Genomic DNA, 12210 nt, shown 5'->3' on the forward strand with positions numbered 1-12210 from the left:
AATCTGTCTTACTTATAAGTCAGCTTGGCGGCTGATTTGTTTTTAATCGCTATCATGGATAAAGGTATTGTTACGATAACGACGTTTTGGCCATGGCGCCATTGGCACTATAATCAGTAAAATACCTAATCCAGTGAGCCAATCAGGTGTTTCGTTAAACCATAAATAACCAAAAACTGTCACGAATATCAGCCCTGAATATTCTGCAAGGCCAATTTTATAGGTTTCACTTTGACGGTATGCCGCAACACAACTCCCTTGATAGCCTAATGTGAATATCGCGCTTGCCGTAATTAATAGCCATTGCTCGGTCTGTAACGGTTGCCAATATTGATACGCTAATAGACTCGATACTGGTAATGATAAAATACCCGTCCAAAACAGAGTACTGATAATCGGCTGCTGTGGTGGCAGTTTTCGCACTAAAACATTATACAGCGCTAAGGTAGACGCCGTGCCTAAAGCAGCAAATGCTGCCCAATGAAACTGCTCTGGCCGTAACACTATCACTATGCCAATAAAGCCGATTGCAGTTGCCAGTACTTTTTGTTTATTTGGGCGTTCACCTAAAATGATCATGGAGAGTGGCAGCATCAATAACGGTGCAGCATAAAACAGGGCATTAGCGGTTGCTAATGGTAAATAGGTTATGGCAATCAGTAACATGCCACTACCCGCTAATACCAGATGCGCACGAATAGCATTAATTTTCCAATGGCCAATATCACGTTGGGCAGAGGGTAACCGTAACCATAACGGTGTAATTAGCATCACACTTAATAATTGGCGAATAAACATATATTGAAATGCTGATACGCTACCATTTAATAGTTTTACAGCCACATCAGATAATGATGACGATAAATTGCCGCAAATTAAAATCGCAATACCTATTGAAACGGCGGACCACCGCATTACACCAGCTCTTGCAATAATTGCATATCAACGTGAGGGATACCGTCTTCAAGGTACATTTCAGAGGTCTGAGTAAAGCCGTGTGATTGATAGAAATCAACTAAGTATTGTTGAGCGCCAATTTCAATTAATTGCTGCGGCCAAATTGCTTCCGCATGTGCTAACCCTTGACGCAGTAATTGATGCCCTAATCCTGATTTACGTTGGTTTGGTGTTACTACCACTCGACCAATGCTGACATTGTCATAGGTTACCCCTGGTGCTAAGAGACGTAAGTACGCGACTAACTCATTATTAGCATAACCGAGTAAGTGATAAACATTGTCGGCACGATCATGATCATCAAGATCGGGGTACACACAGTTTTGTTCAACACAAAATATGTCGGAACGTAGTTTTAAAAGGTCATAAAGCTGGTGGGTGGTCAGCTGTTCAAAGGGTAAACATTGCCAAGTTGTCATGATTGAAGTCCTTGTTAAGTATGCTTCGAGTGTATCGATATTTATTCGTCATGAAATTAACAATGGTTAACTTTTCTCAATAATATCGTTACTTGCAATCCGTTTTTTAATACGACTGAGGCTAATAGAAGTAATCCCTAAGTAAGACGCTAATTGGTAATCGGTAATACGGCCGACTAACGCTGGAAAATGGTCGCAAAATAATTGTAATCGCTGTTCTGGCGTGTGCATTAACATAAAGCGTTCTTTGTGTTCTTTATGCAGTAATTGGCGTTCTAATAATGCTTGATAAAGTGGATGTTGTTGCTGACGCCATTGTTGGAATAAGCTGATTGGCAACATGATTAATTGACTGGCAGATAATGTTTCTAATAAAAATGCTGAAGGTGCGTTAGTGATTAAACTTTCAAAGCCAATAATTACATCTTGATCCCAGTAGAACTCTTTACTGAATTGTTTACCTTGATCCGTAAGGTAGCACGCATGACAAAGACCATTTAACAGAAAGTAGCAATGGGTTGGCGTTTGTCCTTGGTGTAATAGAATATGTCGAGTGGGTAGTTCTAGTTGTTCTGCAACGGCAACCACATCGTTAATGGTTGCTGTATCAGCACCAAGTTGGGTTAAAAAAGTGGTTAATTCAACGTGGTTTTTAGATGGCATAGGTTATCTAACATTTAAAGAGGCTGTAGCAGTAGTGTATCAAAAAAATACCGCAACCAAGGTTGCGGTATATTGATGTTACTTAATATAGTGATTATTTTTTAGGCTGAAGATCCAATTGGTAAATCGCAAACCCACCCGGAGTGGTGCTTACTTTTTGCATTGGGTATTGGCCTTTTTCTTTAATAAACGTTGCCGCTTTATCGCTGTTTGCTGTTTCAAATTGAATGTTTAACTGCTTATCACTTGTCAGCGGCGTGAAGTGCCAGTTGTTATCAGCACTTGGTACTACTTGACCTTTTTGTTTGCTAACACGACTGATGTAATCCGACAATACAGTGCGGTTCTCATCCGGTGATGCGAAGGCAATAAATGCTTCGCCTGTGCCCGCAAACTTGCCGCTGTAAGCACGGTAATTATTAGTTGCAATTAAGAACGTTTGCTTTAAATCGATCGGTTTACCATTAAAGCTTAAATCTTTAATTCGGTTCGCGGTTGGATTAATTAGCTTACATTCGCCATCGTATTTAGCTGGTTGTGAAATATCAATGTTGTATTTGACGCCATCAATGACATCAAAGTTGTAAGTACGGAAACCATCCCAGTTAATTAAACCTTGTGGTTTATCACTATTAACATCAATTTGGTTAAACTGTGCTGCTGAACATTCAAGCCACTCTTTAACTTCTTTACCCGTCACTTTCATTGCAACCAGTGTATTTGGGTATAAGTATAAGTCAGCGGCATTACGGAATGTCAGTTGTCCTGCTTCTACTTCAGTGTAGTTACCTGCGTCATTACCACGACCACCGGCTTTAAATGGTGCCGCTGCTGATAATACAGGTAGACCATCAAGATCGGGATCGCCTTGAATAAAGCGTTCAACATAGTCTTTCTGCGCAAGGTTGACGATTTGTACTGTTGGATCATCTTGAACCAATGCTAAATAGCTGTACATCACATCGCTAGCTTTACCAATTGGCTGATTCACAAAATCACGAGTAGCGTTATGATCAATTGTCACTGCTGCAACTAATTTAGGATCGGCTTTTACTAATGGTTGTTGGTTAGCCTTATCAAAAATCGGACGCGCTTCAGTTTGAGCAGAGGTTACTTTCCAGCTATTACCGTCTTTGTCTAATACTAAATCCATAATACCGACGTGATCGCCCCAGCGGCCCGGCATTACTGCTGGAATACCATTGATAGTGCCTTTTTCAATATCAGCACCAGGTAGGCTGGCAAAGTCTTTACTAGGGAATACGGCATGTGAGTGACCAAAAGCGATCGCATCAATTCCTTCAACTTGAGTCAGGAAGTAGACTGAGTTTTCTGCGCCCACTTTATATGGGTCAGCTGATACGCCTGAATGTGGAATGGCGATAATAATATCAGCCCCTTCCGCTTTCATTTGTGGAATAAACTTTTCAGCGGTTTGTTTAATGTCTTTGGCTTCTACTTTGCCTTCAAGATTGTTTTTATCCCACACCATAATTTGCGGTGGTACAAAACCGATATAACCAATTTTTAGTTTTTGGTTGTTGCCATCATTATCTTTAAAGGTGTAATCCTTAATAAGATAAGGTGTGAATAAGTTTTTACCTGTTTTTAGATCATATACGTTGGCATTGATGTAAGGGAAGTTAGCACCTTCAATACTGGTATCAAGGAAATCTAAACCATAGTTAAATTCATGGTTACCAATATTACCAACAGCATAACCAAGCTGGTTCATGACTTTATAAACCGGATGAACTTCGCCTTTTTTTATGCCTTTTGCCGCCATGTAATCACCCATAGGGCTACCTTGCAACAAATCACCGTTATCCACTAACACACTGTTTGTTACTTCTGCGCGTGCTTTCTCAACCAAAGTCGCAGTACGTACTAAACCCGTCTTATCGGTTGGCTTATCCTTGTAGTAATCATAATCCATCACATTGGTATGAATATCAGTTGTTTCAAGAATACGTAATTTAATCGTTTCTGCATTTGCAGGACCTGCAAGCAACAGTAGTCCGCCCAATACCGCGATAGATAAAGGTTTAACAGCTAGTGTCATGTGAATCTCCAAAAGGGTAGGCAAGAAAAGCGCGCCTAAAATAGCAAATCTTATGCGAATACTATCGCCACCTATCACGTAATTGTGCTTTAACTCTCATTTTTTATATGCATAGCTATTATTAAGCCGCCAACAAATAGCAATTACACACTTAAAAGCACAACGCGTTAATTAAATTAAGAAAGAAAAAGCATAACTTAGGTTCGAAGTGATATTTGAATATGCTTCATTAGGCTTGCTATTAGCTATTTATATTTAGTTTGTATTTATTCATGGTTGATCATTCTATTCGGTGCTCAAAAATTAAGGACCATTGTTCCAACCAAACTTTTAGGTATAAAAAATGAAACTTTAGAATTTCAAGTAATATCGCAGCCTCTCTATAGTGGTAACAGAGCAACAATGGAGAGTGAACAATGGATTATTTGCCAATATTTGCAGACTTAAAACGTCGACCATGTGTGGTTGTCGGTGGTGGCAATAGCGCATGGCGCAAGACAAGGATGTTATTAAAAGCTGGAGCTGATGTCGGTGTGATAGCGTCAAAGCTTAATGCTGACTTTGAAGCGGCTATTGCTGCAGGTCAAGTTCGTTATATTAGCGAAGCATTTTCACCGAGCGATCTCGATGGTGTTTTTTTGGCTATTGCTGCAACGCCACATAAAGCACTTAATGCGTTGGTGTATCAATCAGCTAATCAACGTCAAGTATTAGTCAATGTAGTGGATGATACGCAGCGTTGTAGTTTTATTGTGCCCTCTATTGTCGATCGTTCTCCTATCATTGTTGCCATTTCATCATCAGGTAAAGCCCCAGTTTTAGCGCGGTTATTACGTCAAAAATTAGAAGCAATACTCCCTCAGCATTTAGGCAAGATGGCAACGCTGGCGGGTAGTTTTCGAGGTTACCTTGCAGCCAAGCTTCCTTCATTTTCGAGTCGTCGCGCCTTCTGGGAGCAAGCATTTAATGGTCGTTTTGCTGATTTGGTTGCCGTCGGTCGCGATACAGAAGCGCAGCAAGCATTACAACAACAATTACATCAGCATACATCGCCTGTCGGTCAAGTTGCTTTAATTGGTGCCGGGCCTGGTGATGCAGGGTTATTAACTTTACGTGGGTTGCAATTAATGCAGCAAGCCGATGTGGTGCTGTATGACTACCTTGTCTCTGATGAAGTGATGGCATTAGTACGCCGTGATGCAGAGCTTGTCTGTGTAGGAAAAAAAGCCGGTTTTCACAGTGTGCCGCAACAGCAAACGAACCGATTAATTGTTGAATATGCCCAACAAGGTAAACGCGTTGTAAGGCTGAAAGGTGGTGACCCATTTGTGTTTGGGCGTGGCGCTGAAGAATTAGAAGTGCTAGCAGAGGCTGGTATTGATTTTCAAGTCGTACCGGGCATTACCGCAGCAGCTGGCGCCACTGCTTATGCTGGCATTCCATTAACCCACCGCGATTACGCGCAAACAGCAATGTTTATAACCGGTCACTTAAAGCCCGATGGTAAGCAGCTTGATTGGTCAACTTTAGCCCGTGGTAATCAAACTTTAGTGATTTATATGGGGTTAATGAAATCAAGTCACATTCAACAGCAGTTATTACAACATGGCCGCGCCGCTGAAACGCCTATTGCTATTATTGAGCGCGGTACACAAACCACCCAAAAAGTATTAACCGGACAATTAGATCAACTTGCCGATTTAGCACTGCATGCTGCTTCGCCATCGTTAATTGTGGTCGGTGAAGTCGTTAAGTTGTCACATAAATTAGCTTGGTTCACAACAAAGGAACAGTTATCACCGCAACCTGAAGCGGTAGTGAAGCTGGCATAGCATGGAGAGAGAGATGGACCCGAAACGTTTAACCCACCTCAAGCAACTCGAAGCAGAAAGTATTCATATTTTGCGTGAAGTCGCCGCTGAGTTTGATAACCCTGTAATGATGTATTCGATTGGTAAGGATTCATCAGTGATGTTGCATTTAGCCCGTAAGGCTTTTTATCCCGGAAAAATTCCATTTCCGCTATTGCATGTTGATACCACTTGGAAGTTTCGTGAAATGATTGAGTTTCGTGATCGTACCGCCAAGAAATACGGTTTTGATTTATTAGTTCATCAAAATCCAGAGGGGATCGCGATGGGAGTGGGGCCATTTACCCATGGTTCGTCAAAGCATACCGATATTATGAAAACTCAAGGCCTAAAACAAGCACTCGATAAATATGGTTTTGATGCCGCATTTGGTGGTGCTCGCCGTGATGAAGAAAAGTCGCGAGCCAAAGAACGTGTGTATTCTTTCCGAGATAAAAACCACAGTTGGGATCCTAAAAATCAGCGCCCTGAATTATGGAAAACCTATAACGGTCAGATTAATAAAGGCGAGAGTATTCGCGTGTTCCCGTTATCCAATTGGACTGAGCTCGATATTTGGCAATATATCTTCCTTGAGCAAATTGAAATTGTGCCACTGTACCTATCCCAAGTACGACCAGTTGTAGAGCGTGATGGCATGTTAATTATGGTGGATGATGAACGTTTAGAGCTACAACCCGGCGAAACCATTGAACAAAAAAGTGTCCGGTTTAGAACCTTAGGATGTTACCCATTAACAGGAGCGGTGGAATCAACTGCTAATACTTTACCGGGGATCATCGAAGAAATGCTGGTGGCCACTTCAAGTGAACGCCAAGGACGCGCCATCGATCATGATCAATCGGGCTCAATGGAATTGAAAAAGCGCCAGGGTTATTTCTAAGGAGAGAATAATGAATAGTGTCATAGAACAACAGGTGGCAGAGCTGGGTATCGAAGCTTACCTTGATCAACACCATAATAAATCGCTGCTACGGTTTTTAACCTGTGGCTCCGTTGATGATGGCAAAAGTACTCTTATAGGTCGCCTGTTACATGACTCGCATCAGATTTATGAAGATCAACTTGCGGCTATCCATACCGACAGTCAAAAAGTCGGTACCACAGGCGATAAACCGGACTTAGCCTTATTAGTCGATGGTTTACAAGCAGAGCGTGAGCAAGGGATCACCATTGATGTTGCTTATCGTTATTTCTCAACCAAAGCACGTAAGTTCATTATTGCTGATACTCCAGGGCATGAGCAATATACCCGTAATATGGCAACAGGTGCATCGACGTGTGATGTTGCGGTTATTTTGATTGATGCACGTAAGGGTGTGTTAGATCAAACGCGTCGTCATTCTTACATTGCTAGCCTATTAGGTATTCGCCAGTTTATTGTGGCGGTAAATAAAATGGATTTAGTTGATTTCGACCAAACGCGTTTTGAAGAAATTCAGCAGCAATACCTTCAATTCTCAAAAAAGCTTAATCCTAAGATCAATATTCAAGTGTTGCCACTATCGGCATTAGAAGGCGATAACGTTGTCAGTCAAAGTGCCAAGATGGCGTGGTATCAAGGTCAGCCGTTATTGACCCTATTAGAACAGGTAGATTTATTCTCTGGTGATGACTCGTCAGCATTACGTTTTCCTATTCAATATGTAAATCGACCTAATCTTGATTTTCGAGGTTTTGCTGGCACATTAGCTTCCGGCGAAATTCATGTAGGACAGCGTGTAACCGCATTACCTTCAGGAAAAACATCTACAGTTGAGCGTATTGTTACTTTTGATGGTGATTTGAAAACCGCAGCTCAAGGGCAAGCAATTACCGTTACCTTAGCGGATGAAATTGATATCAGCCGTGGTGATACTTTGATTGCAGCCGAAGACGAAGTGCCATTAAGTAATAATGTACTGGCTGATATCGTGTGGATGGGGGAGACCGCACTCGCGACTGGGCGTCAGTATGATATTAAAGTCGCAGGTAAAAAAACCTTAGGCAGTGTGAGTGCTATACGTCATCAAGTTGATATTAATAGTCTTGAAACTTTTGCTAGCGAGACGCTACCGCTTAATGGTATTGGTTTGTGTGAAATCAATCTTCATGATGCGATAGCTGCAGATAGCTATCAGACCTGCAAAGACACGGGCGGATTTATCATTATCGATCGTTTAACCAATGTCACTGTTGGCGCAGGTTTAGTTCGTGAAGCACTCGCCGATCAGCAAAGCAGTCGTTATTCAGCGTTTGAAGTTGAATTTAACGCGCTCGTTCGCAAACATTTCCCACATTGGGATGCCAAAGATATTGGTCAATTACTGGAGTAACGTGAATGAGCTGGGAACAAGCTACTGTGCTGGCAATGCTAGTAGTGATTATTCTCTGCTTGCTCACCACGAAGATTAAACCCGCGTATTTATTTGCTGGCAGTGCGTTTATTGGTTTTCAATCAAATTTAATTGAATTACCAGCCATTGCCGCAAATTTTACTAACCCGTCGTTATTAACTTTAGTGTTATTGATTCTAGTATCGATAGCACTTGAAAAAACACGCTTGATAAGTTGGGTCGGGCGGCAAATTTCACAAGGTGGTCATAGCTCAGTTGTCGCAAAGCTTGGAATATCAACCGCGTTATTATCTTCATTTACTAATAACACTGCGGTGGTGGTGTCGTTAATTGGCGCGATAAAACGTAATCAGCGTCATGCACCTTCTAAATTATTACTGCCTTTATCTTATGCTGCTATTTTAGGGGGAACACTGACCCTCATTGGAACATCAACCAACCTTATTATTAATAGTTTTGTTGAAGATGTTGGTTTACCTAGTCTGGGATTTTTTGCCCCGTCCATGATTGGCTTAGCAGTATTAGTGATCGGTTTAATGATTCTAATACCCTTGAGTTATTTATTACCTGATAACGACGATCATAGCGAAGAGCTATTACCTTATTTTTTAGAAGCGCGCGTTAAAAGTGATTCTCCATTGATTGGAAAAACGGTCGCAGAAAATGGATTGAGAGCATTACGACGGTTATTTTTAGCTGAATTAATTCGTGATGGTAAAACCATTGCACCGGTTTGTCCTAACACACACTTACAAGCAGGTGATCGGTTATTGTTTTGTGGTGATATTGAAAGTGTTACCACCTTACAAGAAATCGACGGTTTGCATCTATTTGGACAGCATCATTTAAATGGCCAGTCGATGATGGAGGTCGTGGTTAGCCATTCTGCTGCTATTTGTGGTCGTACTTTAAAAAATGCCCAATTTCGAGAAAACTTTGATGCCGTTGTGGTCGCAATTCGTCGTGGTCATGAACGATTAGCGGGGGGCTTGGGAAATATTGAGTTACGCGCAGGTGATACGTTAGTTATTGTGCCGGGAAAAATGTTTAATCAAAAGCGGGTTATGCTTGAACGTGAGTTTGTATTGGTTAATGGGCTTGATTCAAGTACACGTTTAGATAAACGTCGTAGCGCCACCGTATTAGTTGGATTTTTAAGTGTTATCGTATTGGCATTAGTTGATTGGTTACCCTTAATAAAAGGATTGGCTATTTATTTGGTGTTACTCGTTGGATTAGGACTGATTTCTTTTACAGAACTTCGACGCCGATTTCCGATTGATATTGTGGTGATTGTTGGATCTGCATTAACACTGGCGCAATTAATGATCACCAGTGGCTTATCACACCATATGGGGCAAGCTTTGATCACCGCATTTAATGGCTGGGGGGTTTACGGCGGGTTAATTGCGGTTTATTTACTAACATTAGTTCTGACAGAATTGATCACCAATAATGCAGCTGCTGCCTTAGCTTTTCCTATTAGCTATAGCTTAGCGCTTGGGTATGGCGTCGACCCAATGCCGTTTATTATGGCCGTACTCTTTGGCGCGAGTGCGAGTTTTATATCTCCTTATGGTTATCAAACTAATTTGTTGGTGTATAGCGTTGGTAATTATCAAATTAGAGATTATCTGAAACTGGGGTTACCGCTCTCGATTGTGTATTCCACAGTAGTGTTGATCTTGATCCCATTAGTCTTTCCTTTTAACTAAATTAACAATGGAATATGTTATGAATACCACACCAAAGTCTCATGATGATAACAATAATATTGTTTGGCATAGCTATAGTGTGACCAAGCAACAACGAGGGCAGCAAAAGCAACAGCAACCTTGTGTATTATGGTTTACAGGATTGAGTGGTGCCGGAAAATCGACAATTGCTGGCGCGCTAGAGCATAGGTTACTGGCATTGGGTTACCATACTTATTTGTTAGATGGTGACAATGTTCGGCACGGATTGTGTAAAGATCTTGGTTTTTCAGCTCAAGATCGACGTGAAAATATTCGCCGTATCGGTGAGGTTGCCACATTAATGGCAGATTCAGGATTGATCGTACTGAGTGCGTTTATATCTCCTCATCGTGAAGAAAGACAAATAGTACGAGATTTACTGCCACAGGGGGAGTTTATCGAAGTGTTTGTTGATACGCCTTTAGCTGAATGTGAAAAACGCGATCCTAAAGGACTGTATAAAAAAGCACGAGCAGGTGAAATAAAGCAATTTACAGGGATTGATGCAGAGTACCAATCGCCTTTACAGCCTGAAATTCACTTAGCCGCTGATAGTCATAATATTAATGAATTGGTTGAGCAATGTATTAATGCTTTACGTCATCGAAGTATCATTGCTTGACCATCGGTAATAGGAGTACCGTAAGTGACCACATTACTTGATGCTATATATGCCATTGCATTGGATGCAGGTAAATCGATAATGACGCATTATCATAGTAATATAGCCATTGAAAATAAACACGATAATAGCCCCGTCACCATTGCTGATCTTGCTGCAAATGAAATTATTATTAGTCAATTACAGCAACTGACTCCCGACATTCCTATCATATCAGAAGAATCACCACAGACTGATTGGCACCAGCGCCAACATTGGTCATCTTTTTGGCTGGTGGACCCACTTGATGGTACCAAAGAGTTTATCAATAAGAATGGCGAGTTCACTGTTAACATTGCGCTGGTTGAGAATGGAAAACCGATTTTAGCCGTTGTCTATGCTCCGGCATTAAATAAAGCCTGGTTAGGTGATGGAAAAACAGCTTGGCTGGTTACTAAAGCAGGCAAAGAGGTCATTCGTCTTTTACCTGCTACTGTACCAACAGTTGTTGGTAGTCGTTCACATCCTTCGGTTGAGTTAGAGGCTTACCTTCAACAACTCGGTGAGCATAAATTAGTGGCAGTAGGATCTTCATTAAAGTTTTGTTTAGTCGCTGAAGGACGAGCTCAATATTATCCGCGTTTAGGACCAACAATGATGTGGGATACTGCGGCTGGTCAATGTATTGCTGAAAGTGCTGGCGCGACAGTGAACGATCTCGATGGTTTTCCACTTCGTTATGATCGTGAAACGTTATTGAACCCTGCTTTTGTTGTTTCATAAACATCATAAATGAACCAAAAGTCATGGAGTGGTTAAATAGTCAGCACTATTTTCAAATAACGACTATCAACAAAGAGTCTTTCTGTATGAAAATTGACTCTTTTGTGGCTTTTGGTTGGTATTACTAGCATTCGCACCAAAAAAACCAAATAAACAATTGTCATCCTTCTCGTTCTATCTATAATGCACCCCAACGATACGGAATACGTGCGGTTAGTAACTTGATTACAACCTGTGTATAACTTGTCGGTAAGCGGTTTATAAAAATTCACAAGCTTTAATTACGGTTTTACCTTTAATATTAGATGTGAAAATCGCAGTCTTGATTTGAATTTTATTCAAATGGTAAGAAATATTAAATATATCTTACGCAAGGCAGGTCATTAAAGGGTTTTGAAAAATAAATTCAAAAAACTTGTTGACTTTAAATTGGCGCGGAGTAATATACGCAGCCTCAGCCAATACGACGTATTGCGCTAATGTTCTTTAACAATTTGACCATGCAATCTGTGTGGGCACTCGTTGAATAGTTAAGTCGAAAGATTTATCAATGATACTAGTGACCAATACAAATAACTCCTCTCTTTATAGAGAAGGATTATTTGGCACAGTCAATTCAAATATCATTACTAGCTTCTAGTAATCGATATTTTAACAGTATTCATTGAGCCGTTTCGAAAGAAACAACAAAACTTTAATTGAAGAGTTTGATCATGGCTCAGATTGAACGCTGGCGGCAGGCCTAACACATGCAAGTCGAGCGGTAACAGATTGATAGCTTG

Annotated in this window: 10 protein-coding genes and 1 rRNA gene; 7 read left to right on the plus strand and 4 right to left on the minus strand. The window is 41.0% G+C overall.

The features are described from left to right. Positions 1-42: 42 nt before the first annotated feature. From PMAL9190_RS16275 to PMAL9190_RS16290, 4 genes are all read right to left on the minus strand, one after another. A complete protein-coding gene (locus PMAL9190_RS16275) occupies positions 43-915 on the minus strand; it encodes a DMT family transporter (RefSeq protein ID WP_087846083.1) in 873 nt (290 codons plus the stop codon). Continuing rightward, on the minus strand, positions 915-1376 hold the full coding sequence (locus PMAL9190_RS16280; RefSeq protein WP_065167951.1) for a GNAT family N-acetyltransferase: 462 nt from the start codon (positions 1374-1376) through the stop codon (positions 915-917). The genes PMAL9190_RS16275 and PMAL9190_RS16280 overlap by 1 nt, the downstream gene beginning before the upstream one ends. A 66-nt stretch (positions 1377-1442) precedes the next feature. Next, a complete protein-coding gene (locus PMAL9190_RS16285) occupies positions 1443-2039 on the minus strand; it encodes a Crp/Fnr family transcriptional regulator (protein ID WP_087846084.1) in 597 nt (198 codons plus the stop codon). A gap of 94 nt (positions 2040-2133) precedes the next feature. Next, entirely contained in the window at positions 2134-4101 is a 1968-nt protein-coding gene (locus PMAL9190_RS16290; protein ID WP_087846085.1) for a bifunctional 2',3'-cyclic-nucleotide 2'-phosphodiesterase/3'-nucleotidase, read from the minus strand. Between the two features lie 416 nt (positions 4102-4517). Here PMAL9190_RS16290 and cysG point away from each other — a divergent pair, with 416 nt between their 5' ends. From cysG to PMAL9190_RS16325, 7 genes are all read left to right on the plus strand, one after another. Beyond that, on the plus strand, positions 4518-5933 hold the full coding sequence (cysG, locus tag PMAL9190_RS16295) for a siroheme synthase CysG (protein WP_087846086.1): 1416 nt from the start codon (positions 4518-4520) through the stop codon (positions 5931-5933). 13 nt (positions 5934-5946) lie between these two features. Continuing rightward, positions 5947-6855, plus strand: coding sequence for a sulfate adenylyltransferase subunit CysD (cysD, locus tag PMAL9190_RS16300; protein ID WP_087846087.1), 909 nt, complete (start codon positions 5947-5949; stop codon positions 6853-6855). Positions 6856-6865: 10 nt separating this feature from the next. Continuing rightward, positions 6866-8287 carry a sulfate adenylyltransferase subunit CysN gene (gene cysN / locus PMAL9190_RS16305; protein ID WP_087846088.1) on the plus strand — a complete coding sequence of 474 codons (1422 nt, stop codon included), beginning with the start codon at positions 6866-6868 and terminating at the stop codon, positions 8285-8287. 5 nt (positions 8288-8292) lie between these two features. Then, on the plus strand, positions 8293-10023 hold the full coding sequence (locus PMAL9190_RS16310; RefSeq protein WP_087846089.1) for an SLC13 family permease: 1731 nt from the start codon (positions 8293-8295) through the stop codon (positions 10021-10023). Positions 10024-10042: 19 nt separating this feature from the next. Beyond that, positions 10043-10666 (plus strand): adenylyl-sulfate kinase, encoded by a 624-nt coding sequence (cysC, locus tag PMAL9190_RS16315; RefSeq protein WP_087846090.1) that lies wholly within the window; start codon positions 10043-10045, stop codon positions 10664-10666. Between the two features lie 24 nt (positions 10667-10690). Continuing rightward, complete coding sequence (gene cysQ, locus PMAL9190_RS16320; protein ID WP_087846091.1) at positions 10691-11428, plus strand: 3'(2'),5'-bisphosphate nucleotidase CysQ; 738 nt, start codon at positions 10691-10693, stop codon at positions 11426-11428. Between the two features lie 695 nt (positions 11429-12123). Then, positions 12124-12210, plus strand: a 16S ribosomal RNA gene (locus PMAL9190_RS16325); the annotation flags it as partial.

Origin of the sequence: Photobacterium malacitanum (assembly GCF_900185615.1) — a bacterium.
GTDB lineage: Bacteria > Pseudomonadota > Gammaproteobacteria > Enterobacterales > Vibrionaceae > Photobacterium > Photobacterium malacitanum.

What these genes read in the sequence shown, in the direction of transcription:
- PMAL9190_RS16285 (WP_087846084.1), bottom strand. Translation starts at nt 2,039, where the DNA reads ATGCCATCTAAAAACCACGTTGAATTAACCACTTTTTTAACCCAACTT.
- PMAL9190_RS16290 (WP_087846085.1), bottom strand. Translation starts at nt 4,101, where the DNA reads ATGACACTAGCTGTTAAACCTTTATCTATCGCGGTATTGGGCGGACTA.
- cysG (WP_087846086.1), top strand. Translation starts at nt 4,518, where the DNA reads ATGGATTATTTGCCAATATTTGCAGACTTAAAACGTCGACCATGTGTG.
- cysC (WP_087846090.1), top strand. Translation starts at nt 10,043, where the DNA reads ATGAATACCACACCAAAGTCTCATGATGATAACAATAATATTGTTTGG.
- PMAL9190_RS16280 (WP_065167951.1), bottom strand. Translation starts at nt 1,376, where the DNA reads ATGACAACTTGGCAATGTTTACCCTTTGAACAGCTGACCACCCACCAG.
- cysN (WP_087846088.1), top strand. Translation starts at nt 6,866, where the DNA reads ATGAATAGTGTCATAGAACAACAGGTGGCAGAGCTGGGTATCGAAGCT.
- cysD (WP_087846087.1), top strand. Translation starts at nt 5,947, where the DNA reads ATGGACCCGAAACGTTTAACCCACCTCAAGCAACTCGAAGCAGAAAGT.
- PMAL9190_RS16310 (WP_087846089.1), top strand. Translation starts at nt 8,293, where the DNA reads ATGAGCTGGGAACAAGCTACTGTGCTGGCAATGCTAGTAGTGATTATT.
- PMAL9190_RS16275 (WP_087846083.1), bottom strand. Translation starts at nt 915, where the DNA reads ATGCGGTGGTCCGCCGTTTCAATAGGTATTGCGATTTTAATTTGCGGC.